The organism is Shewanella sp. MBTL60-007 (assembly GCF_019654915.1).
In the GTDB taxonomy this organism is placed as follows: Bacteria; Pseudomonadota; Gammaproteobacteria; order Enterobacterales; family Shewanellaceae; genus Shewanella.
The window spans coordinates 55,915-80,954 of record NZ_BPET01000010.1; the positions used below are offsets into that span (position 1 = coordinate 55,915).

Here is a 25,040-nt window from a genome sequence, read left to right on the forward strand (position 1 = left end):
TTTTATTTGGAGACGGTTTTAGTTTTATATTAGCAATGTCGCCTGTTAACTGCCGATTGATTGAGCATCAAAAAGCCTAAAAATGGCGTATGATCTCGCTTCTGTGATCTGGTCATCGAAACCGCTGCTGTAGTCGCTTAGGCATAATTGCCAAGTGTGGCGCTTTCCTTTAATTTAGTGACCATCAAAACTTTTTATAGCTCTAATATTAGCCCTAACACTAGACCTAATATTAGACCTGACATTTTTAGCTTAATGTAAGCCCACAGCGCTTACCGTTACGGCTCTGTTTGGATTAAGGAATGCAATGCCAAGCTTAAATCGCATCATACTTATCGATACTCATCTACCAGGTGTGGTAGAACTGGCCCTGGATGGCCACACCAATATTTGTGGTACTAACGCATCGGGTAAAACCACACTGCAGCGTCTGGTTCCGGTTTTTTATGGTGAATACCCGAGTCGAGTGGTGCCATCAACCCGTGACAGTTTCGAGCGTTGGTACCTGCCCCATGATTCAAGCTTTATCATCTATGAATATATCAAGTCTGATGGCTTAGCTTATCAAGCGGTATTGGCATCTGCTGGCGACGGCAAGGGCGTTAACTACCGCTTTATTGCCAAAGGCTTCGAGCTTGAGGATTACATCAAGACTAAGCAGGGCGATAGCATTCAATGCTTCACCATGGCAGAGCTAGGCCGTGAGATGAAGCGCGCCGGTGTGGCGGTCACCAACCTGCTTAATACCCGTGAATTTAGAGCCATTATCCAAAATGACCGTGCGCTATTGAGCACGGGTAGTAACCGCAATGAGTTGCGTAACTACGCGCGTCAGTTCTCTTTGTGTGAAGCAGAGCATTCACTGCGCCATATCGAAAAACTGGCTAAAGCGGTGCACTCGAAAGAGGGCAAGATGGAAACAATCAAGTCGATGATTGCCGCCATCTTGGAAGAGGACGGGGTTAACCCGCCAAGCTCGCGCTTAAATCCACAACGTGTTGAGGCGTGGATCCGTGAGAGTCAGCTAATCCAAGGCTTCGAGCAAATTCGCCCAGAGTTTGAAAAACTCGAGCAGGAGTTTGACCAACTGCTTAGCACTGAGCAGCGTCTTGCCAGTCTGCGTCGTGGTTACAGTAAAGATGAAACCACCGAAATCGAGCGCCAAGAGCATCATCAAGACTTGTCTAAGGCGTTAAACGCTCAGTTGCGTCAGCTTGATGACGAGTGGAAAGAGCAGCGCGATGAGTTAAACCTTGATCTATCTGCCGCCAAAGGCGATGTGGCTAAGTGCGAGCATGAGCTGGACTCCATTGAAGATCAGCATGCAAGTTTTCAAGATGCTGATATTGAACAGGCTAAATCAGATTTAGAGCAGCTTCCAAGTTGGCGCGGCAGCTTAGAGAACCTAAGCGAGCGTCATAAGCTGCAAACCGAGAAGCATCAAGATATTGAAGCGGCCTACAATGCCCGCCGCAGCAAGATTGGTGAAGGTCTTAACCGCGAGTTAGAAAACCTACATCAAGAACAAGATAGCCTGCGTGAATCCCGTGACAAACAAAGAGAGATTGGCCGTAGCGAGCTTGCTGAGCTAGAGGCGCAGTGGCGCGAGTCCACAGAGAAAGGTCAGGCGCAATTTAGCGAGCAAGCCTATCAGTTAAAGGTCAATGCAGCAGAGCTAAAAGTACGTGTCGACAGCGTGACCTACTCCGAAGAGGAAAAGCTTGCCCTTGCGGTATTCGATGAGCGCATCTCTCGCGCCGATGAAGAGCAAGAAGCTTGTAATGCCAAAGTGGACCGTCTATCGAGTGAAGAGCGCAAGCTTCGAGCCAAGCGTGATCAGGCCAACGAGAGTCTACGTGTGGCCGGTATTCGCGTAACAGAACGCCAGAGTGAGCTGGAAGAGCTGACTCATATGCTGTTCCCACAGTCGCATACTTTGCTGGAGTTTTTACGTAAAGAGGCGGCTGGCTGGGAAAACACGCTCGGTAAGGTGATTAATTCAGAACTGCTGCACCGCAGCGATCTGCACCCAAGCATTAGCAGTGAAAACCTTGAATCGCTATATGGTATCGCGCTGGACTTAAAAGCGATCGACGCGCCAGAATATGCCGCCTCAGAGCAAGAGTTAAGAGTGAAGCATGCCGCCGCAGAAGAGGCGTTATCTAGCGCCAAAGAACTGCAAGCCGAAGCGGAAGATATCTTAGTTGCCAGCAATACCGAGCTAGATAAGTTACTGCGTGAGCTGACTTTTGCTCGTACGGCTTATAAGAATAGTCGTGACGATCTACGTCGCCTGTTTGATGACAAGCGCGCAGAGCAGGAGAAGATAAATCTTGCACTAAACGAGCGTAAGGCCGCATCACAGAAGCAGCTAGCTCGCATCGACAGTGACATTAAACAGCTTCAGGCTCAGCAACAAGAGTGGCTCGAAGAGCAAAAAGAGCAGGCACTTGAAGCGCGCATGGAAAAGAATGCCTACTGGCAAGAAGTAGTTGGCGCGTTAGAGACTCAGCTAAATCAAGTTAAGAGCAATATTCAAAGCCGCCGTGAGCACGCAGCAAGTGAGCAGAAGGCTTGTGAGCAGTGGTACAAAAATGAGCTTAAGTCTCGTGGTGTCGACGAAGCGAAAATTGTCGCCCTTAAGGCAGAAATTCGTACCCTTGAGAGCAATATCAGTAAGGCGGAGCAGCGCCGCAGCGAAGTGCTACGTTATGACGACTGGTATCAGCACACTTGGCTTAAGCGTAAGCCTAAGCTGCAGTCTGAGCTAAGCAAGGTGAAGCACGCGAGTCTCGACCTTGAGCAGCAACTTAAGAGCAAGGCTAACGAAGTTAAGGCTAAGCGTAACGAGCTAGATGGCGAGCGTAAGCAATCCGATGCGGTGCAAATTGAAGCCTCAGAAAACTTAACTAAGCTGCGCAGCGTGATGCGTAAACTCAGTGAGCTTAAGCTACCAGGGAGCAATGATGATGCTCAGGGCAGCTTGTCAGAACGCCTACGTCAAGGTGAAGAGCAGTTACTGAAACGCGACTCATTAATGGGCTCGGTTAAGCAATATGTTGAGCACTTCGACTCAGTGATAGCTAGCAAATCAGGCTCAGGTCTATCTGAGACCTGGGAACGTGCCCGTGAAGAATCAAGCTTTGTTAACGACAAAGGCATCCGTATTCTTGATTACCGCAAGTTAGTGCCACAGCTTGAGCAGTTACTTAACGTCATGGTGCCACAGTCGATTATGGCGCTACGTGAGCAAGGGCGTATTTTTGGTGTCGATTTAACAGCTTTCTACGATGTACTGGCTGATATTGACCGCCGCATTGCCTCCCAAAGCGCACGTATTACCCGTGAAGTGGGTGAAGAGCTGTTCCTCGATGGCGTATCAGAATCTGCGGTTAAAATTCGTTCGCGCATTAGTGAACTAGAGTTCTGGCCTGAGCTAGAGCTATTTGTTAAGGCATTTAAACGCTGGAAGGCCGATGGCTTTAACGACTTGCCGGGTGAGGATTACACCAATAGCATGCGCCGCGCGTTAGACATTATCGGCCGCGCTGCACTGTCTGGTGGTATCGCTAAGCTGCTTGAGATTGAGCTGCGCCTGAAAGAGGGCAATAGCGACTTAGTTATCCGCACCGACAGACAGCTAAATGAGTCATCTAGTCACGGTATGGCTTACCTGATCTTATGTAAGTTCCTGCTTGCCTTTACCCGTCTACTACGTGGCCGAGCTGAAGTGACCATTCACTGGCCAATCGATGAATTAGGTACCTTGCACCACGGTAACGTGAAGAAGATCTTCGATGCCTGTGAGAATAACAATATCTCAGTATTGGGGGCGTTCCCGAACCCTGAGTCTGAGGTACTGAACCTGTTCTCGAACCGTTACATCATCAACAAACAAACCAAGAAACTGCAGGTGGTTAAGCCTCAAGTTAATCCGATCGCCGAGAAACTCAATCAGCGACGTACTCAGGAGGCCGTGTAATGAGCCAAGCAACCGAAACCACCATCGTTGGCACTAGCGCCCTTATTGAACGTTTACTTAAAGGTCAGTTTATCTGTCGTACTACCGATGAAGACGGCTGGCGCGCATTGAAAAGCCCATCGACTCGTGACTATGTTGAGCAGTATCTGAATCAAATCAATCGCACTATAGGATCGGCTGGTGAAGGAGAGGTGTTCTTCTGTGGCTATCAGCAGCTAGGTGATGGTGAGCGTAAGGTCATTTCATCGCAGTTTAAAGATATCTGTAATGCGCTTATTCCGCTGGTGGAGTGGCTGGTACTGGTGCAAGAGGGCAGTGGCCAAGATGCGCCGCTATCTGAAGGGGTCGCGGTACGCTTAACCGAGCTGCAGACCCGTATCGAAGACACGCCAGCGTTTCGTGAGCAGTTAGCTAAGATCAGTCATTACCGCCTATTTGGCTCAACCAGTACCAATGTTGATGCGCAAATCAAGCTGGTGTTTAAGCGCTTGGTAGAGCTTGGCTACCTGACTCGCCCGAATAGTGAAAAGCAGATCTATATCGCCACGGGTAAGCTCGATTACCTTTATGAGGTGATCCGCTTTATCGATGAGACAGAAGGCTTAAGCCTTGAAGCCCAAGCTGAAACTGCCACTCAAAGGGATCTAATCTAATATGAGCAGTAACTTACACCAAGCCGGTGTTAAGCTGCTAAAACAGCTTGGACGCCATGCAGAGCTGGTGATGGACGTTTACTTATCTGGCTCTGTCTCGGTCGATGAGAGTAACGCTCAAGCCATCGATAAACTGCAAAAGAGCGACATTCTGTGGCGACCAGAGCCTGAGCAAGAACTGCGCCTTAAGCGTTCGGTTCGAGCTTTGCTTGAGGAAGCCTTGAGTGATGAGCGTAATCGTCAAATCGACTCTAATGTGGGCTCGTCACTGGCCACCATCAAAACCTTGGCCGACCACTATAAAGAGGCACGCCATAATGTGGATTTCAGTGCCTCTGAGGCTTACCTTGCCGATTTAAGTGAGCATGTTTATAGCTTCGCCGATGGTCTGCGTTACTCGATTCGTGTGTTGTGGAGCCGTATTAACAACGAGTTTGGTTATGTGGGCAGTATCAACGCAAAAATCCGTGAAAATGAGTTGGCACAGAGCCAAGTCTCCGAGTTGCTGAATGGCCTTGAGATGTTCCAGTTTAGCGAACTCGGTGAGATAGCCGGCGATATTCGCGAGCTGCGAAAACTGCTGGTGACCACTTTGCAGGAGACCTTGAGTGACTGTACTCAGGAGCTAAGTGTGGTGCAGGCACGTCTGCTTGAGCTACTGGGTCGATTCCGTCAAATTCGCGGTCGTACTCGTTTGCTAAAAGGTTGGTTGCTGTATACCGATCTGCACCCAGACTACAAACCTGCCGATCATGTGAGTCATAAGCAACTCCCGGCACTGTTTAATATTGCTGAGCCGCTGCTGGCACCAGCATCTGTTGATGTGCATAACCATAGCTTAGAGCCAGAGCTACTTGAGATTGTCTCTAACATTAAGCGTATCGATCGCTTAAATGATGTGGGCGCAGTGCGCGAGCAAGATGTCTCGGTTGATCTTACCCAAGCGGAAGACTTTGATATTCCCGATAATCCGCTTAAGCTAGCAGTTGATGGCTATTTCTGTGCAGTTATCGACTCAGGTAAGAGCCAGTCAGCGCTGGAATATCTTGACGAACAGCAGCTCCCTTGGGACAGAGAATCCTGGCTGTATCAGGTTATTTGCGGCTATGAAGGTTTGCCAGAAGAGCATCGTAGTTACTTCGAGCTTGAACATATCGGCGAACCAGACCCAGTTTATAGCGGTAATTTCATCATTAAAGATGTCGAGTTGTGGCTGGCGTAAACGGGCGATAATCGCTTAACAAAAAGCACCTTTTAAAGGTGCTTTTTTTATGAGCATTAATCGGTGTATTTGCTGATGCGTAACGATATGTACTTTTTGCGGTGCCCTGCATGGTTTTTAATTCTGTCACGCGCCGTCGCGGTAGTGCTTTAAACTGTGCTGTTTTTAAGTTTTCGTGCTTAAAATGATGCAAAAATGTTGCTGGTGTAAAAGTTGCGTCTAGGTGGTTTGTATTTGTATCTATATTAAGTTGTTTTATATCAAGTGGTTATGCGGTTGTTTTTGGTGGGGTTACCAAGCTGTTTCAAAAACTATTTTGCCCTTTTAGATTGAAATTCTTGCCAGCATGTTTCACTATCCCTGCACAATGAGATGGAAATCAAGTTTTCATCAAGATTGAAGGCAATAGAAGGCATGCGCTAAGACATGTCCCAATAAGGCAAGCAAATGACTAAATCACTTTCGACCCGGATCTTTATTGGTCTGTTTTCAGGGCTCATTTTTGGCTCTATCATCCAATACTTTCTCGCTGATATCAGCTTCTTCTCTGGCACAATCGTCGAGCTAGCCTCAGGCGCTGGCACCATGTTCGTTAATATGATCATGATGTTAGTGGTACCGCTGGTCTTCGTTAGTATCGTTTGTGGCGTGTGCGAGCTTAAAGATCTCAATAGTTTCGGCCGATTAGGCGGCAAGACATTCGGCTTCTATATCATCAACACCTTAGTGGCTATCTTCGCAGCATTAGGCGTGGCACTGCTGCTTGCTCCAGGCAAGGGCGTGGATATGTCTAGCGGTGGCGGCGTTGATATTGTGGCAACAGAGCTACCTAACCTAGTCGATTTGATTGTCAGTATCGTACCGAGCAACCCGATAACCGCCTTTGGTTCGGGTAACATGTTACAAGTTATCTTTATGGCGCTGCTGCTTGGTGGCGTGATTAAGTCTCTTGGTGAAGCGGCGCAAAGCGCGGTAAATGGCTTCCAAGTGGCAAATAAGATCATGATGAAGCTGATTAGCGTGGTGATGCAGTTAGCGCCTATCGGTGTGTTTGCCTTGATGCTAAAGCTAGGTGCAACATTGGAAGCGGCTATCTTTGGCAGTGTGGTCGAATACCTAGCGCTGATCGTCGGCCTATTACTGTTATGGATTTTTGTAGTCTATCCGTTTGCGGTTGGTCTATTTACTCAGGTTTCGGCAAAAGAGTTCCGCGCTAAGACCCGCGAACAGATTTTATTTTCACTGTCGACGGCGAGTTCCAATGCGACTATTCCGGTGACTATGCGTACCCTAACCGAAAAGCTTGGGGTTAATCGCTCAGTAGCTGGCTTTGGTGTACCGCTCGGCGCGACCATGAACATGGGCGGCGTATCAATTTATATCACTATCGCTATCTTCTTCGTTGCTAACGCATTTGGCGCGCCAATTTCGATGGAGCAGCTACCCGCATTGCTATTTAGTATCTTCCTATTGTCAGTTGGCGCAGGTGGTGTACCAGGCGGCGGCATGGTGATGATTGGTGTGCTTATCCATCAGATGGGTTTACCTGTAGAGGCATTCGCAATTGTTGCAGCCCTAGACCGTCTAATCGATATGGTGCTGACCTCTTGTAACGTAGTGGGCGATACTGCAGTGTTGACCATAGTGAATGAAACCGAAAAGGATGCTGACGCTAAGTTGGCACCAGCTCAAACACAAGTGCAAGCACAAGCTCAGGCTTAACACCAGCAGACTAGCACTGACTGTCCGAAGATAAAAATGCCAGCAACTTGCTGGCATTTTTGTTTTCTATTTGTTGTTTCTTACCTTGGTATTATTTTTCTTTAGTGATTCGTCGGCTCAAGGCACTCTGGCTTATGCCTAGCATCTGCGCCGCTGCCGTTTGGTTATTGGCGGTGCGGTTCATCGCTTCCTGAATAAGAGCGTCACTCATCTGCGCAAGAGTTGGTAACACTTTAGGAAAAATCAGCTGATCACTCTCTATATGATTGGCAGGTTTACTTAAGTTAATCGCCTCCATAAAAGGGGTGATATTGAGCGCAATACCGTCACTGCGACTCACGGCGTCAAACACCATCCCCTTCAGTTCGTGCAAATTGCCGGGGAAGTCATATTCTGCTAATTGCTGGGCAAGAGAGGTCGGTTGCTGTGGCTCACTCAGTCCCATCTCTTTCGCGGCTAAGCTAATGAAGTGGTTGATCAGCATAGCCAAATCCAGTTTACGCTGTCGTAGCGGTGGTAGCTTGATGGTGTGTGAGCGTAAACGGTAAAGTAGATCGCTTCTGAACTTGCCCGCTTGGTTAAGTGCTAGTAAGTCGTGTTGAGTCGAGGTGATGATCTTGCACAGCACGGGGTAAGCTCTATCGCTACCAATTGGGTAGTACTGCTTATGCTCAATTACATCCACAAGCTTGGCTTGGGCTTCAATTGGCAGGTCGCCAATTTCATTGAGATAGAGTAGCCCCGATTGGACTTGATGCAGCACGCCAGCCTGAGCGCTGATCTGGCCGTCTTCACCTGTGTGCAGTTGCCCAAAAAGCTGTAGCTCGAATGCGGAGGTGCTGATCCCCGCTAGGTTGACGTTAATAAAGGGCGCATCGGCGCAGATAAGCTGATGGCAAGATTTGGCAAACTCATCTTTACCCGTGCCGCTTTCACCTTGAATAAGAATGGGCTCGGGGCTTAAGGCTACGGCTTCTAAATAGCGAAATTGATCCAGTAGTGCAGGCTCGCAGGTGAGGATATTATTAAACACATCAGGGCGATTTAGGGTGCGGCTTAAGAAGCTCTCTTTAATGCGCAGATAGTTGCGTTCGAGACCGACTACTTCCAATGCTCTACGAACGGTACGGGCTAGATCGTCAACGTTGTCTGTTTTAATAAAGTAGTCATAGGCGCCATTTTTGATGCAGCGCACCGCAGTATCAACCTCATTGACGCCGGTAACTATGATGACGCGAGTCTTAGGGAACTCTTTACGGATCATCTCAAGTAAGTCTTCACCGGAGTGAAACGGCATAGTGAGATCCAGTAGTACTAAAGCGTAATCCCCAGTCTGTAGCCGGCTCATCACTTGGCGACTGTCGACACAGGTATCAATAGTCGCTTCAGGCACAAGGCGATTAAGCGTAATTGAAAGCGTTCTAAGCCATGACGCTTCATCGTCAACTAGGAGAATATTTCTAGCAAGTTTCATGTGATACCAGTCCTATAAAATATCTGTTCTGTTCAGAGCCTCTCAGGCTGTTCATCTCAAGGCACAATGGTGAGTCAATGTTAATTCGCTTTTTAGCCACGGAATTAGTACTCCAACGGAAAGCGAATTTTTATCACAGTGCCTTTGCCTAGGCGTGAGGTGATCTGCATATCAGCCTTGTGCTCTTTAATGATGCGGCTACACACGGAAAGCCCTAAACCACTGCCACCGCTTGAGCGGCGGGTGGTAAAGAATGGCTCGGTAATGCGCTGCAGTGTGGTGCTATCCATTCCTGAACCTTTATCGCTCACGATAAGGCAGATATGTTTATCTTCCACGCAGGTCTTGATATTGATGTGTTCATTGCACTCATAGCAGTCGGCATCTTGTCTGATGGCATGACAGGCGTTTTGGATGAGATTAATCAGTACCTGATGCAATTGCTGGGCATCGCCCATCACAACAGGGCTTGGGGTTAGTAGATCAGTTGTGACATTAAATATCTTAGTTTGGTTGGCTGTGAGGCGCAGCGACACTTCAACCACTTCATTGAGACTAATCGCTTGATACTCATTGGCTAATGTTGGCAGGGCATAGCGTTTAAGGTCGTTGACGATGCGACCAATACGCTGAGCCCCCTCTTCAATGGAGTGGCTACTTAAATCCAACTCTTCCATGGCTTGGTTTGGTGGTAGCCCTGCCACTGTCCAAAATGGGTTCTGCTTCTGGTACTGATTGCCTGCTTCCGACAGATCCCTAAGAGCATCGCTAATAAAGGCTATCGAGTGAATGATGATCCCAGTGGGATTATTGATCTCGTGAGCAATGCCAGCCGACAGTTCACCTAGTGACGCAAGGCGGCTGGCTTCGTCGTTGGCTTGACGTAACCTATGCTGCTCGGTGGCTTCCTCAAGCAAAATGACCACCTGCTGCTTACTAATTGGGTGTAGCTGGAGCTGCCAATATTGGTTATTGATCTGCATATCGGCGGTTTGTGACTTTTGCTTGACTAGCGCATCATTGAGCGCATTACTTAAGTTAAAGGTTTCGCCATCAATATAGTGAAAGTCGGGATCAATGAGTAAGTCATTATTATTGTCGTTGCTCCAAAGGCACTCACCCTCCTGATTAAATAGGGTGACACCGTGGGGAATACCATCGAGTACTGACTGGAACTGTTGAGATAGGCTAGATATCGCCAATTCTGCTTTCTTACGCTGGGCTAACTCAATTTTTAGCGCTTTAGAGCGCTTACGTAGACTGAGGCTGATAAAGCCGGTTAGCAGCATGCCCACAGCAGAGAGCAGGCTGACAAAAATGGCTAGCGATAGCATCTTCTTCTGCGCCGAGTTCAGGTCGACTTTTTCGCGGCCAGTACCAAACCACTTATTGACCAGACGGTCATATTCACCCGAGAGCTTCAGTTGTCTTAGGGCATCGTTGATCTGCGCCATCATTTCAGCATTCTTATAGTTGCTGACAAAGTTAAATGCCCCGTAAATCAGCGGGTCGCTGGAGCTACGAATCGATGGATATAAGGGCATGAGTCGTCTGGCAACGAAGTTTTCGGCGATCACCACATCAACTTCACCTTTTATAAGCAGTTGAAAGCCAGTCTCATACAAGTCGACATCTACACGGGTGAAATCTTGCTCTTTACCTGAAATATAGACATCAACAAAGGCGCCTTTCTTGATGGCCACGCGTTTGCCAGCCAGATCGTTCCAGCCGTTGATAAAGGACTTACCTTGTAAGGTATAGGCCTTGGCATGGGTTGCGTAGATGGGATCCGATTGGCTCAACTCTCTATCGATAGTAATCGGGCTGACCACGGCGATGACATCAATAAGTGAGTCGCGGTCATGCACGTCTTTTAAAAGTTGCTGAAAGCTTTTACGGCGGATAACGATGCGCTTGCCCATAAGCTGGCCGATGCGGTCCATCAACTCAAGATTAAAGCCTTGGTCGACACCGTTGTTACGCCATTCAAGGGGAGCTGTTTTAGAGTGAACGCCGAAGATTATACTATGACTTTCATAGTCCTCGGCTGCATAAGAGGGCGCAGATAACCCCGCTAGGGCAGCCCCAAAAAGAGTACAGATCGCGCAAACTAAGTTAACAAATATTTTCATAACGGAATCTTAGCATGAGCTTATACAAGATAACTGTGCGGGATTTCTCGATTTACCAAGGAATTAGTGAGCTCATGAGCAGTGCGGGAAAAGTGGTTAAGCCATTGCTCTAGCAGTGCTTAGTGTCACTATTAAGCACCGCTATGTGGCCCGCTGTGGGCTGTTATTAAGATATGTGATCTTGTTAACTCAGGGCTATGCATTTTTGCATAACGGCCAATGAGGTTATGCATCTTTGCATGACGCAGTTTGCAAGCTGTGATCGAGTGTTCAGTTTCTTGGCTCATTCCAGTGATGTTGTTGAACAAGTACGTTTTCAGGCAGAAAATTACCTCGAATTGAGTATTTAAGACGGCGTTAATGACCGTCAAATCTAACCGTGATAGCTTTTTGCCGCTGCCGAGGCAGCCATAAAAAAGTGAGGAAATGAGATGAAAAACTTTAAAAAAGCAGTGTGTATCGCAACACTTCTTGGCTCAGCAGGCTTTATGTCTAACGCAATTGCTGCTGATAACTTGGCAGAATTCCATGGTGAAAACCAAGAGTGTGATAGCTGCCATATGCCAGACGGTGAGCTATCTAACGACAGCCTAACTTACGAGAACGCTCAGTGCGTATCTTGCCACGGCACACTTGCTGAAGTTGCAGAAGAAACTAAGCATGAGCACTACAATGCCCATGAATCTCATTTCCCTGGCGATGTGGCTTGTACTTCTTGTCACAGCGCTCACGAAAAATCTATGGTTTACTGTGACTCTTGCCACAGCTTCGACTTTGACATGCCTTACACTAAGAAGTGGGAACGTCATGAGCCAAGCATCGATGAGTTACTAAAAGACAAGTCAGACCGCCAAGCGGCACTAGCTGCAGAGCCACGCGACACTGTTGACGTAGTGGTTGTTGGTTCTGGTGGTGCAGGTTTCTCTGCTGCGGTATCTGCTTTTGATCACGGCGCTAAAGTGATTCTAATTGAGAAAGAGCCTGTTATTGGTGGTAACGCTAAGTTAGCAGCAGGTGGTATGAACGCAGCTTGGACCGATCAGCAAAAAGCCAAAGGTATCAAAGACAGCGTTGAGTCTATGTACAAAGACACCATGAAAGGTGGTCGTGACTTAAACGAGCCAGAGCTAGTAGAAGTATTGACTTCTCACTCTAAAGGTTCGGTAGATTGGTTAACTGCAATGGGCGCAGACCTTAACGACGTAGGTCGTATGGGTGGTGCTTCTGCTAACCGTTCACACCGTCCAACAGGTGGTGCGGGTGTAGGTGCTCATGTAATTCAAGTTCTTTACGATAACGCAGTTAAGCGCGATATCGATATGCGCATGAACACTCGTGGTATCGAAATCCTTAAAGACGACAAAGGCAACGTTAAAGGCCTACTCGTTAAAGGCATGTACAAGGGTTACTACTGGATTAAAGCTGACGCAGTTATCCTAGCAACAGGTGGTTTTGCTAAGAACAATGAACGTGTTTCTAAGCTTGATCCTAAGCTAAAAGGCTTTATTTCTACTAACCAACCAGGTGCAACGGGTGATGGTATCGACGTAGCAGGTAATGCTGGTGCAGCGATGACAGATCTACAGTACATCCAGGCTCACCCAACGCTATCTGTTAAAGGTGGTGTGATGGTAACTGAAGCGGTACGTGGTAACGGTGCAATCTTGGTTAACCGTGAAGGTAAGCGCTTCGTCAACGAAATCACGACACGTGATAAGGCTTCTGCAGCGATTCTGAAGCAAACAGGTAAGTCTGCGTTCCTAATCTTTGATGACTCTGTACGTAAGTCTCTAAGCAAGATTGATAAGTACATCGGTCTAGGTGTTGTTCCAAGTGCTGACTCGCTAGTTAAACTAGGTGAGAAGACTGGTATTGATGGTAAGAACTTAACTGAAGCTGTTGCGCGCTACAACAGCCAACTTAAGAGCGGTAAGGACACTGACTTTGGTCGTCCAAACCTACCTCGTGCCCTTAACGAAGGTAATTACTACGCAATCGAAGTGACTCCAGGTGTTCACCACACTATGGGCGGCGTGAAGATTGACTCTAAAGCTGAAATCATGAACGCGAAGCAGCAGGTTATCCCAGGTCTATACGGCGCGGGTGAAGTGACTGGTGGTGTTCACGGTGCTAACCGTCTAGGTGGTAACGCTATCTCTGATATCGTCACCTTCGGTAGAATGGCTGGTGAGAACGCAGCTGAATACGCTAAGAAGCATTAATCTTAGATTGTTAGTTGGGGTTGGGATTTGAGTTAAGTTTCAGCCTCAGACTAAAAAAAAGCAAAAGCCTTTATCTTCGGATAAAGGCTTTTTTGTATCTGCAACTTTTGTGTTTAGTTAGACTTCGTCTAATAACTAAAGTTGTGAGCTTCCAGCTCATACAGCTACGGTCTATCGACCGAGAAAAGTCGTGGCGCTTCGTCCACACTCGAGGGCTAAGCAATCAAGCGGAGCTTGATTGCTTACAGGTGGGCGAAGCCCATAAATTATGATCAAACAAAGTTTGATCATTAAAATGAAAATTTAGCCATCAGCTAACACGCAAGCAATTACCATTGTATAATCAAAACATACCAAACCTAACCCACTGATAAATGTCTAAATACCTCTGCCAACTCGTTATCATTTTCTGCAGCGTAATCGCAATAACACTTGCGAGCGGCGCCAAAGCTAACAGTAGTGAATTAGACCTGAGTGACTACGATGCCGATGTCGCGGCATTGCTACTGGAATATCAGGGGCAAGACTCTTACTCAAGACCAATCGTGCCATCGGTTTTGGTGTATAAAGACACTGAACAAGCCTCCACTTATGTCGACTTTAAACGAGGTTTGATCTTAGTAGAAACCCGCACTAAAGCGCAGCTTAAAGAGGCTGTGGTGCAAGTGCTGTTAACCCAGATCGACCCTACGGTTATCGACGCGCAAACCGCTGAGGACTTTGGCTTAATCAGCAAAAAGAAAAAGCCGTTCTTCTGGGGACAAGTACTCGATAGAGACGGTAAAGCGATTGAATTTGAATGGCGCGCATCACGCTATGCCGATTACTTAGTCAGTAAGAGCAAACGCAGCAACTCGCGCTTTCAAGTGGCGATCCACATGGTGAAAGAGCACACCACCATTGCTGGTAATAAGTATATTAATTACGCCCGCAATGCGAGTCGTAAACATGGTATTAGCACTGATTTGATCATGGCGATTATCGAGACAGAAAGCTCATTTAACCCATTGGCGCGCTCGCGCTCTAATGCGCTTGGGTTAATGCAAATTAAGGCAAATACCGCTGGCCGCGATTATTTCAGTATCATTCAGGGCTATAAACACACACCTTCATCGGCATATCTTTATGATCCGGCTAAAAATATTGAGGTAGGTACCGGTTACTTAAAGATCCTTTCAAGCCGCTACCTTAAGGGGATCACCCACCCTAAGAAACGTGAGTATGCAGTGATCTCAAGCTATAACGGCGGCGCGGGGAATCTCTGGAAAAGCCTAGACCCACGAGGCAATCGCACCAAGGCCTTAGCGCGAATTAATAAGATGACGGTGAGCGAGTTTTATTGGTTTCTAACTAATCGCCATAACCGGGAAGAAACCCGTAACTACTTGAAAAAAGTCAGTAGTCGACAGAAGAAGTATCTGTAACCCGGCTTAACTTAATGTAAAACGATAGCCACAAGGCTATCGTTTTTGTTAGTAATTTCTATAGCGTCAGCAAGTAAGCCGTTAAAGCTTGCTCTGCTCTTTATACTTGGCCAACTTGTTAGTGTACTTATTTTGATAAAAAGGGTGATCGGTAATATCTAGCGCCAAAGCCTGATATTTTATTGCTAACTCTATTTCCCCCAGCTTGGCATAAGCGTTAGCAACTGCGTCATAGGCTATATAAGCTTTGGGATCGTCGCTAATCGCCACCTTATAAACCTCGACAGCCTTACTTGGCTCAGTTTCAAGATAAGAATCGCCTAGCTTTAGCAATGAGCTGGTCGCAGGCACTTTAAAACCATATTTTTGCTCAGATAAAAACTGATAATGGGCCAAAATCGCCTCGGGTCCTTGCTTTGAAATCTCCGAGTCTGCCGCTAACACCTGATGGTAATCATCAAACAGCGCTTCAATACCATAAGCCGCGGCAAGCAGGGGTTGGGTCATATAGTAGCTACCGTCAAAACGCTTAATTCGATAGTCTAACGTCTCGTTGGCGTTGGCTTTGATTATGGCCTCCATCTGTGAAAAGGATTCGAGTTGGCGTTGCTCATAGCCGCTGTCACTGGTACTCATAAACAAGAATCGCTGTTTGCCCTGCATAGCAGCAAGCTTTTTGGGGGCGTCTTTTATGACATAAGCAAAGTCTTTGCTGAGTACAGGGCTTGCCACAAAGTAAGCGTTGAACAGGCTGGGGCGATTAATCAGGGTATAGAGCCCAAGGCCAGCATCTCCCACGAAGCCGTTTAAGATGCGAAAGCCATTAGTGCGATACTTTTTATCGATAGCAGGCAGCAGATCTTGTTCAAAATAATCTAGCAGCTTTTGATTGCCCCGCTGCTCAATGGCCAAGGTTTTTAGTTCACCTAAGCCTTGGTGCCCATCTGGCGCAGTGACAATAATGGTTTCTAACCAGGGCCATTCACCGTTATGGCTCATCCAGTCATGCATACCTGCCAGCAAGGCTTGGCTTCTTGGGTGTAACCCAACAAGAACCACATATTGTTTATTTGGTTTTTTGCCGTAGCTGGCTGGCAGTGTCACCTTAAACTCAGCAGGCGCTATCGAATCTGAGGTGACGGTTAATGACTCTAACGTTAAGCCCATAACATTTGCCTTGGCATCTGTTTTGGCATCGAGCTTATCGGTCTCTTTTGCGTTGACATAACCGCTAGCCAAGCCTAAGTTCACGCTTAAGAGCAAGCAAGCCATCGCGAGTATTCTAATCATCTGTCTCTCCCTGAACGTTATCCTTTTAACCCTTGAGCCAATCCATGTCCCTAGATATAGGCATCGATTAGTTAAGTGAGTGATGAACTTAACAGCTGAGTATAAATAGAACAACTTTATAGGCGCTCAACGCTGCCTTTAACTAGGTACTGCAGTTAATCAACGAGTTATTATCGAGGCCAAAGCATCCAAAAAACGATAAAACTGAAAATTTAGTACGAACACTAGCGCGATTAGACTAGCCAAAGCAGCCAATTCAGCTTAGGATCTGAGCAATAAACCGATCTCGACTACATGTTATACACATTGCGGAGTAACTAAACATTATGGGTATCAGAGCCATCGTCGTTGATACAGCCGGTACGACTACCGACCTTAACTTTATTGAGGATATTCTCTTTCCTTATTCAGCTAAGGCCTTACCCGCTTTTCTAGAAGAAAATCAACATAATGTACTCGTAGAGAACTGTATTTGCGATGTGCAAGATATCGCACTCGAGCCTGATGCCGATCTTGCTCGTGTCACTGAAATTTTACTGCAGTGGATTAAAGAAGATCGTAAAGCCACGCCACTGAAAACCATTCAAGGTTTGATCTGGAAGCAGGGTTACGCTAACGGTGAGTTTAAGGGGCATATCTTCCCTGACTTTATCGAAGCATTAGATGGTTACAAGCAGCAAGGCTTACGAGTTTATAGCTTCTCATCAGGTTCAGTAGAAGCGCAAAAGCTATTGTTTAGCCACAGTGATGCAGGCGATTTAAATGATAAGTTTAATGGCCACTTTGATACTCGCACTGGCAACAAGCTTTTCAAGCAAGCTTACTGCAATATCGTTAACACCATCAGCTTAAGCCCTAAGCAAATCCTGTTCGTTTCTGACGTGCTAGAAGAGTTGAAGGCGGCCAGTGAGGCAGGCTTAAACGTGGTACAGATGGTTCGTGATAACAACCAGCGTACAGGCGACTTTAAGACCATCAGCAGCTTCGCAGAATTAAGTATTTAAGCTGCTGCTGAGGGTAAAAAAGGCATTCATTTGAATGCCTTTTTTGTATCCATCGCCGCTGCAATAGGCATAGCAACCTCCTCACCATAATACTCTCACTTGTTGCTGCTACGGCATGCTGTTATGCTGAGCAAAAGTTAAACACTCGTTTAAATAACCACATCAATCAAGTAGAGATCATTATGGACAAGTTTCTCGAGCAATACCCCATCAACACCCAAATAGTCGTGGCTTGGGGCGAAATGGATGCCCTACAACACGTCAACAATGTGGTTTATTTCCGTTACTTTGAAACCGCCCGTATCGATTTTTTCAATCAAATTAACTTACTCGACGAGCTGCAAACCACGGCTGTTGGCCCGGTTATAAGCGAAAACCAAGCGCGCTATAAGCGCCCCGTTACCTTTCCCGACACCCTAACGGTAGGCGTCAGCATTAGTGACATTAAAGATGACCGGTTTATGATGCATTACAGCGTCTATAGCCAAGCTCAGCAGGCGGTGACCACTTTAGGCTCGTCGCAAGTGGTGATGTTTAACTTTAAAACAGGGCAAAAAGCTAAGCTAACACCAGCGTTAATCGACGCACTAAAAACTTATGAGCAGGCCTAAGTAACAATGGAGCGGAGGTTTATGAATGAAGTGATTCATCTAAGCGATGAATGCCGTTTTGTAATTAATCTGGATGACACCCAAGCTGTTCTGTCCTATGAGCTTTATGACGAACAGGCTATCGCGACCTCATCGAATCGGCGCTGTAACTTTAATAACACCTATGTGCCACCTAAGCTTCGGGGAAAAGGGTTAGCAGAACAGTTAGTCCGTCATGGCCTCAAATGGGCCAAAACTGAGGGCTTTGAAATTGAAGCGAGCTGCTGGTATGTGCAGAAGTTTTTAAGCAACACCTAACAGCTCATACGATGGCATATTGGTTATTCACCAGTAGCTACTCACCAGTAAGCAGTGCCAATTGCGCTCGAATACTCTCGCTCAATGGCTGACTCTTTTCGGTAGCGTAATCATAATGCACCATAGTCGTCTGCGCTTCGGCGGTCTTCTTGCCGTTCTGCCAGCAGCTTTGGGTTAACTCAAAGCTACTATTACCAATACGACTAACCCAAGTCTTGACCGTGATATCGCTGGCAAAATAGGTTGGCGCATTAAAGGCGATAGTGAAACCCGCCACAATCAGGTTCCACTTAGAGAGATCTTGCGTGGGGTTAAAAATCTTAAAAATCGGCTCACGGGCCGCCTCGAACCATACTGGGATCACCGTATTATTGATATGACCTAGGGCGTCGGTTTCACAAAATCGTGGCTGTAGGGTTAAGCTAAATGCAGTCTCTTGCACGCTAGACTTCCTTATTGTTATTGCTTTCGTTATGGGAGTTTATCGGCACCATTGTACCGATAAATAGCAGGCTTAGAAGAGCTGCAATACAATTGATACTAACGCTGCCGGCATAACTTTTCTGACCGCCAGTGATGATGGGAATACCAATAAATATAGAATCCACCATATGAAGAAGGTGGTTTAAGGCAGAAAAACAAAAAAGGCACGCTAATGCGTGCCTTTATAATATCGATTTGAAGCTCGCTTAGCGGCTGTACATTTTATCGATTTCACGAGCGTACTTGTTGTAAATCACCTTACGACGCAACTTCATCGTCGGGGTGATTAGACCCGCCTCCATCGAGAACGCATCCGGTAACAAGGTAAACTTCTTAATCTTCTCAAAGCCTGCGAGCTCGCTTTGTAAGGTCTTAAGACGTTGCTCAAAGTGCTCTACTACGTGAGTGTGACGCAATAAATCCAGCTGTGTTTCGTAGTGTACGCCCTTCTCTTTTGCCCAAGCTTCTAATGATTCGAAAGCCGGTACAATCAAAGCCGTCACATAATTACGTGCATCGGCAATAATCGCTACCTGCTCGATGAACGGGCAACAACCCACTTTACCTTCGACACGTTGCGGCGCGATATACTTACCGTTTGAGGTCTTCATCAGCTCTTTAATACGGTCGGTAATAAACAGGTTACCATTTTCATCGATACGGCCAGCATCGCCAGTCTTCAACCAACCATCTTCGAAAGTTTCAGCCGTTTCTTCTGGACGATTGAAGTAACCGCGCATCACGGTATCGCCGCGAACCATAATTTCGTTGTCTTTACCTAACTTGATCTCCACTTCTGGGATCGCCTGACCATTAGAGCCTGGTACACGGTTAGCTAAGGTGTTACAGGTCGCAGTCGCCGTGGTTTCAGTCATGCCGTAACCACACAGTACTGGCACGTCGATGCTTTGGAAGAACGCACTTACATTGGGATCGAGTGCTGCGCCACCACAAGGCATAAATTTAAGACGTCCACCTAGAACCTGCTTTAACTTACTAAAAACCAGCTTGTCGGCTAATTTCCACTGTAAGCTTAGGCCCAAAGACGCCTTATGACGACCTTGACCCACTTCAGACTGCTTGTGGCCGACAGACATCGCCCAGGTAAACATCTTTTGGCGCATCTCTGGCGCCTTGATCACCTTGTCTTGTACTGCACTATATACCTTCTCTAGGAAGCGTGGCACAACACACAACGTATGAGGACGAACCTGAACAATCGCCTCTTTAACCGCCATTGGGTTAGACAAGTAAACGTTATGGCCACCACGGGATAAAACGTAGAAGCTCCAACCACGCTCAAATACGTGACTCAAAGGCAAGAATGCCAATGACACATCACCCGGCGTGAAAGGTAAGAAGTTGTCGTGCTGACGCACCATAGACGCAATGTTGCGATAATCCAACATTACACCTTTAGGATCACCTGTGGTGCCCGAGGTGTAGATAAGCGTAAGCAGATCATCAAGATCCTTATCGTTTAAGCGCTTCTCAAGCTCAGAATCTGCCGCACTATCGACTTCACGCGCTAACAGGTCGTCTAGATAAAAGTGGTTTTCTAGATCTTGCAGTTCAACAGACTTGTCGAATACTACGATACGCGTCAGGCTGTCACACTGGGCGACGAGCTCACACGCCATCGTGTATTGCTCTTTATCGCCAACGAAGATCAACTTTGCTTCAGCATCGTTAACTATGTAAGCAGCTTGTTCAATTGTGCTAGTCGGATAGATAGGCACAACAACGGCTTTTGCCTTCAATAGGCCTAAATCGGCACAGGTCCACTGCGGACAGTTCTGCGACAAAATGATTGCGCGGTCTTGTGACTCAATACCAAACTGAATCAACACTCGTGCAATGTTTGAGGTGATGGTGTCAAATTGAGTCCAGCTCACTTGATGCCAAGGCGCTGCAGTTTCGAAGCCTTCGAGTGCAGTCGCATCGCCAAGTGCTTGGCTCTGTTGCTGTATTAATCGTACTACGTGATATTGCTCGAGCGACATAAAATAGCTACCTTTTAGCTTACAAGTGTTCCGCTTTGACGCAAGTTTACTCGAAGATACTCTAAACACTAAGAGTTTTTGCTCTATTTCTGTTAACTCAGACACAAAAAAAGACTGCTCTGATTAGGGAACAGCCTTTATTTAACAAGAACTATCTTAAGCTAAGTATCTTAATTAAAACAGAAATATTTCGTTAACATGTGTACGTATTTCCTGCGATTTCTGCGACAAAATAAAGATTAAACTTTAACCATCTGCCGAGGTTTACACTAACTAATTGCAATTTTACTGCTATAGGCGCAGCAGATCTCCTCGCCACAAACGCCGTTTCGCAAACCAAAGCGCCACAAAAGAGAGTAATGTAAATAGCAGATCCCATCTAACCATGTGCCAGACTTGTTCACCGCTTTCAACACTAGCTAGCCCCGCTGATACCCAGCCAGACAATATGCCAATGAGGAAAATCAACCCAGAGATCTGCAGCGACGTGCGGCACATGGATCCCAAGCCAAGAGTTATCCCACAACCGAACAGCGTAGTTAATACGATATGTAACCAGATAGAGAGGTTAATGGCTGGATTGAGCAGACTAACTAGGCTAGCAGTGATCACCATGCTGATGGTTAATATGGCCAACAGGCGATACTGCGCCTTCATAAAGGCTTCTATCATCCCCTGCTTACCATCAAATCCTGGCAGAACGAATAGGCTCTCAACCGCGCGCCAACGCTGAATACGGCTCCAGTGCAACATGCCACACAAGATACAATTAAACTGCACCAGTAAACTCAATACAGGCACTTGGTAACCCATATAGTGAGCGATGAGGGCTAAGCTCAGGGTAAATAACGGCATGGCAAACAACATGATGCTAAATACCGGGCCGATAAAATAATTAGCCGGGTGTAGGCTAAGTTCGAGTCTGTTCAATAACTTAAATGATTGTGGTGACGGTAACCAGAACCAGCCCATCTCGAGTCCATTTAAGTAAACGCTGCGCGCCCTACTATTCCAGCCTAACCGCGTCAGTTTTTGCCACAGGATTACCGCTAAGACTAAGACCGCAAACAGTAATAGCAAGCTAGCACCTTGGGGTAATAAGCCAACCAAATAGGGATATATAGGTAGCGAGATATAGAGTAAAAACGATAGGTAAAAAGCATTACTCGTTGTCAAACTCAGATAGAGAAAACCGAAGCTGAATAGCAAGGTCAGCAGCAACTCTGCTGTTTTATCTAACGCATCGTGGGCCAACAAAAAAACTACCGCAGTAATAATGGTGGTCAGCAATAAGCTCAAGGCCTGTAGTAACACATTTTGACGATATTGAGGGACTAATGTTGCCCACTCGGTTGCCGATAAACGGTTAAGCTGCCAAGCAATCGCCACACAAGTCGAAGCGACAAACATATTCATCAATAGGACTAGCGTATCAACTTTGCGCTCTGCGTTATCGGGCAATAAAAGCGGTAAACCCAACGCCATGACCAACCCGAGCATCGCGACCCCTAGAAAACTGGCACAGCCTAAATCAAACAGCCATAAGCGCGTCCATCCCTTTACCCACCTTCCTGAGCGGATCAACGCCCAGTTCATGAGTGCAACTCCATAAATAGTTGCTCAAGGTTAAGGGTGTCAGCAGTTACCAGCCCTTCAAAACTGTGTTGATAGTTATCCACCAGCACCTTGCAACCTCGGCGATTCAACACCGTAAGCTCTGCAGGTAACTCCGCTTTATCCTCAAGGCTCAACAACTTTACCTGTTCACGCAGTTCATCGATCTCTTTAAACAGCACCAGTTCGCCTCTTTTAATCAATGCTAGATGGCTGGCGACACGCTCGAGATCAGAGGTGATATGGGAGGAAAACAACACACAGGAGCCTGATTCGATGGCAAGTTCGAACAAATCGGCCATAAATTTGCGTCGTGCAATCGGGTCTAAACTCGCAACAGGTTCATCTAAGATAAGTAGTTTGGGGCGATAAGACATGGCCATAATCAAAGCCAAGGATTGGCGTTGCCCCACAGACAGGCGCTGAACTTGCTGTTTAGGATCGAGATCGAAGCGTTTGAGCCACTCAGCCTCTAATGCCATATCCCAATCGGGATAGAAGCTGCGGTGTAGATCGAGTGCTTTTGCCACACTAAAGCCTTCGTAGCCAAAAGGCTGCTGCGGTACATAGCCAATTTGCATTTTTAGCTCAGAGCTGAGCTCTGCTACTGAGGCACCGAGGACGCTTACCTCGCCTGAGCAAGGTTCCATAATCCCTAATGCACAACGCATCAAGGTCGACTTACCCGCGCCATTTTGCCCAAGCAGTCCAACGACCATGCCTGGGTAGAGCTTTAAACTCAATGACTTCAAGGCACTCTGTCCGTCGAAGTCTTTATTTACCTGCGTAAATGCTAAAGTCGGCGTTTGCTTCATTTCCATCGAAAATAGTCCTTAAGTCCTGCTAAATCATTTATATAGCTCGGTGCTATTTTTGCCAGCGTTCTCCCAGCAAGGTTTGTAATCCTTCTAGCTCGATCCCCAACTGCTGCGCTTGCTTAATGAGTGCATCGACTTGAGGAAAGATGAGTTTATCGCTGTTATTGGCTTCATTTTGCTCTCTTTGAGCCACACGAGTGGGCTGACCACGGCGACGCTCCAACCAGCCTTGTTCGACAAGTTGCTGAATCGCACGGGATACCGTCATGGGGTTAACGGTAAGGTGTTCGGCCATTTGACGTACAGACGGCAAGACCTGCTCACTCTGCAGTTGGCCACCCACAATCAAGCGCACGATCTGCTCGCTCAATTGTCGATAAATGGGTTCACCACTACTGGGGTTGACATTTAGTTGTTCTAACATTAGCCTTTGGTTACTGTATTAATACATTGATACACCGATACAGTACAAAGTTAACATAGATACGCTAAATTGCAATAAGGAATCAGTATCATGCTTCATGGAATGTACTCTCAATTACGCGCTCGAGTGGCCCCTGCGCTATGGCGTAAAAAACCGCTAGCCACGGCGTTCATACTCAGCGCTGGGCTACTCATTCCTTCTGCTCAAGCGGACACTTCTGCCAATCCGACTCACGCTAAACCCAACAATCAGCAAGCCTGTTATGTCGACGGTCTATCAGAGCAGATGCAGTGTGGCTTTATCTTGGTTCCTGAAAATTATGCCAAGCCAGACGGCAAGCAGATTGAGATCCACTATGTGGTGATGCCCGCGATTAAACCTAGCGACAAAGTTGAAGCCCTACTCGCCATTGCGGGTGGCCCAGGGCAATCAGCCATCGAAAATGCTCAAGGCTTCGATCGCATGCTCTCTAAAGTTCGCCAAACCCAAGATGTGATTCTTATCGACCAGCGAGGTACAGGTCAATCAAACCAATTACAATGTATCGGTGATGGTTTCGACAGTGCGCTGGCGGTTAATGAAAGTGATTTTGATACCCGGTTGGAGACTCAAAAATGCCTCGACACACTCGATGCAGACGTCACCCAATACGGCAGCCTCAGCGCCCTTAAAGATTTCGAGACGGTAAGACAGCATTTAGGCTACCAGAAGCTACACCTCTACGGTGTATCCTATGGCACACGCATGGCGCAGCTGTATATGCGTCACTATCCACAAAGCCTAGTAACCGTCACCTTAGATGGCGTGGTACCTATGCAGCAGAGCGTGCTAGCCATAGGTAATGCCATCGCCCGCGCATTCGATCTACTCATTGAAGATTGCACCAATAACCGCCTTTGTCATGGTCAATTTCCGCAGCTTAGATCCGATCTAGAAAAGGTCGATGCCGAGCTGACTCAAGGGCCAAAGATTAGCCAAGTGCCCGACCCGCTTACCGGTGAAATGACCCAACTGACTCTGACCCGCAGCAAGTTTAAGGGTGCACTACGCATGGCGCTGTATTCTCCAAGTACGCGTTCGCTTATGCCCCATGCGATTCACCAAGCTGCCAAGGGCAACTATCAACCTATCACGGGCCTCTATGCAATGGGGATCGACAACGCAGGTATCGCCATGGGGATGCACGCCTCTGTGGTGTGTGGTGAAGATTGGCAGCGGCTGACACCCGAACTTCGTGCGAAAACCAGCGAGAGCTACTTTGGCAAAGAGATGCTAAAAACTTTTGCCGAGTCCTGTGCGGTGTGGAACATGCCTGCGGTCGATGCCAGCTTTAGCGAGCCAATTAGCAGCGATATTCCGACACTCTTGTTATCAGGCGAGCTTGATCCTGCCACCCCACCAAGCTGGGGCGAATTGGCCATGGAAAAGCTTAGCAATGCCAAACACTTTATCGCCCCTTATGCGACTCATGGGGTGGCTTATCAGTCCTGCGGGAATGATTTAATCGCACAGCTGGTAGAGCAAGGGTCGGTAGCCGAACTTGATGCCGAGTGCCTCAATGAGGACATTCGCCGTAACTTCTATCTTAACGCCAGCACAGTTGAAGCAATTCCAAGCGATACTCCCGTAAAATTAAACGAACAGACAGCCCTGAACAAGTAAGGA

General features: G+C 47.1%; 18 protein-coding genes. 10 read left to right on the plus strand and 8 right to left on the minus strand.

Features of this window, described 5'->3' with window-relative positions; genetic code table 11:
- Positions 1–307 precede the first annotated feature (307 nt).
- The 4 genes from K5Q92_RS05190 (at position 308) to K5Q92_RS05205 (ending at position 7,579) form a co-directional block, all read left to right on the plus strand.
- Positions 308–3,982: an ATP-binding protein gene (locus K5Q92_RS05190; protein WP_220767991.1), complete on the plus strand. Its 3,675-nt coding sequence runs from the start codon at positions 308–310 to the stop codon at positions 3,980–3,982.
- Positions 3,982–4,635, plus strand: coding sequence for a hypothetical protein (locus tag K5Q92_RS05195; protein ID WP_220767992.1), 654 nt, complete (start codon positions 3,982–3,984; stop codon positions 4,633–4,635). The genes K5Q92_RS05190 and K5Q92_RS05195 overlap by 1 nt, the downstream gene beginning before the upstream one ends.
- Position 4,636: 1 nt before the next feature.
- Positions 4,637–5,857 carry a phosphoenolpyruvate carboxylase gene (locus K5Q92_RS05200; protein ID WP_220767993.1) on the plus strand — a complete coding sequence of 407 codons (1,221 nt, stop codon included), beginning with the start codon at positions 4,637–4,639 and terminating at the stop codon, positions 5,855–5,857.
- Between the two features lie 447 nt (positions 5,858–6,304).
- Entirely contained in the window at positions 6,305–7,579 is a 1,275-nt protein-coding gene (locus K5Q92_RS05205) for a dicarboxylate/amino acid:cation symporter (RefSeq protein ID WP_220767994.1), read from the plus strand.
- Between the two features lie 91 nt (positions 7,580–7,670).
- Here K5Q92_RS05205 and K5Q92_RS05210 read toward each other — a convergent pair whose 3' ends face one another.
- Positions 7,671–9,053: a sigma-54 dependent transcriptional regulator gene (locus K5Q92_RS05210; RefSeq protein WP_220767995.1), complete on the minus strand. Its 1,383-nt coding sequence runs from the start codon at positions 9,051–9,053 to the stop codon at positions 7,671–7,673.
- 104 nt (positions 9,054–9,157) lie between these two features.
- On the minus strand, positions 9,158–11,185 hold the full coding sequence (locus K5Q92_RS05215; RefSeq protein ID WP_220767996.1) for an ATP-binding protein: 2,028 nt from the start codon (positions 11,183–11,185) through the stop codon (positions 9,158–9,160).
- Between the two features lie 431 nt (positions 11,186–11,616).
- Here K5Q92_RS05215 and K5Q92_RS05220 point away from each other — a divergent pair, with 431 nt between their 5' ends.
- Positions 11,617–13,407, plus strand: coding sequence for a flavocytochrome c (locus K5Q92_RS05220; RefSeq protein ID WP_220767997.1), 1,791 nt, complete (start codon positions 11,617–11,619; stop codon positions 13,405–13,407).
- 374 nt (positions 13,408–13,781) lie between these two features.
- Positions 13,782–14,831, plus strand: coding sequence for a murein transglycosylase domain-containing protein (locus tag K5Q92_RS05225; RefSeq protein ID WP_220767998.1), 1,050 nt, complete (start codon positions 13,782–13,784; stop codon positions 14,829–14,831).
- 81 nt (positions 14,832–14,912) lie between these two features.
- Here the strand turns inward: K5Q92_RS05225 and K5Q92_RS05230 are convergent, their stop codons facing one another.
- Positions 14,913–16,121 carry an alpha/beta hydrolase-fold protein gene (locus K5Q92_RS05230; protein WP_220767999.1) on the minus strand — a complete coding sequence of 403 codons (1,209 nt, stop codon included), beginning with the start codon at positions 16,119–16,121 and terminating at the stop codon, positions 14,913–14,915.
- A 326-nt stretch (positions 16,122–16,447) separates the two neighbouring features.
- Between K5Q92_RS05230 and mtnC the strand changes: the two genes are divergently transcribed.
- The 3 genes from mtnC (at position 16,448) to K5Q92_RS05245 (ending at position 18,033) form a co-directional block, all read left to right on the plus strand.
- Positions 16,448–17,125: an acireductone synthase gene (gene mtnC / locus K5Q92_RS05235; protein WP_220768000.1), complete on the plus strand. Its 678-nt coding sequence runs from the start codon at positions 16,448–16,450 to the stop codon at positions 17,123–17,125.
- Positions 17,126–17,307: 182 nt separating this feature from the next.
- Complete coding sequence (locus tag K5Q92_RS05240) at positions 17,308–17,736, plus strand: thioesterase family protein (protein WP_220768001.1); 429 nt, start codon at positions 17,308–17,310, stop codon at positions 17,734–17,736.
- A gap of 21 nt (positions 17,737–17,757) precedes the next feature.
- Entirely contained in the window at positions 17,758–18,033 is a 276-nt protein-coding gene (locus K5Q92_RS05245) for a GNAT family N-acetyltransferase (protein ID WP_220768002.1), read from the plus strand.
- 37 nt (positions 18,034–18,070) lie between these two features.
- On the opposite strand, the gene K5Q92_RS05250 is transcribed toward K5Q92_RS05245, so the two are convergent.
- From K5Q92_RS05250 to K5Q92_RS05270, 5 genes are all read right to left on the minus strand, one after another.
- On the minus strand, positions 18,071–18,475 hold the full coding sequence (locus K5Q92_RS05250) for a thioesterase family protein (RefSeq protein WP_220768003.1): 405 nt from the start codon (positions 18,473–18,475) through the stop codon (positions 18,071–18,073).
- Between the two features lie 247 nt (positions 18,476–18,722).
- On the minus strand, positions 18,723–20,519 hold the full coding sequence (locus K5Q92_RS05255) for a long-chain fatty acid--CoA ligase (protein WP_220768004.1): 1,797 nt from the start codon (positions 20,517–20,519) through the stop codon (positions 18,723–18,725).
- A 291-nt stretch (positions 20,520–20,810) separates the two neighbouring features.
- Positions 20,811–22,115, minus strand: a complete 1,305-nt coding sequence (locus K5Q92_RS05260; RefSeq protein WP_220768005.1) for a hypothetical protein — start codon at positions 22,113–22,115, stop codon at positions 20,811–20,813.
- Entirely contained in the window at positions 22,112–22,954 is an 843-nt protein-coding gene (locus K5Q92_RS05265) for an ABC transporter ATP-binding protein (RefSeq protein ID WP_220768006.1), read from the minus strand. The genes K5Q92_RS05260 and K5Q92_RS05265 overlap by 4 nt, the downstream gene beginning before the upstream one ends.
- Before the next feature lie 46 nt (positions 22,955–23,000).
- Positions 23,001–23,375, minus strand: coding sequence for a GntR family transcriptional regulator (locus K5Q92_RS05270; protein ID WP_220768007.1), 375 nt, complete (start codon positions 23,373–23,375; stop codon positions 23,001–23,003).
- Positions 23,376–23,465: 90 nt separating this feature from the next.
- Between K5Q92_RS05270 and K5Q92_RS05275 the strand changes: the two genes are divergently transcribed.
- Positions 23,466–25,037 carry an alpha/beta hydrolase gene (locus K5Q92_RS05275; protein WP_220768008.1) on the plus strand — a complete coding sequence of 524 codons (1,572 nt, stop codon included), beginning with the start codon at positions 23,466–23,468 and terminating at the stop codon, positions 25,035–25,037.
- The last annotated feature ends 3 nt before the right edge of the window (positions 25,038–25,040 follow it).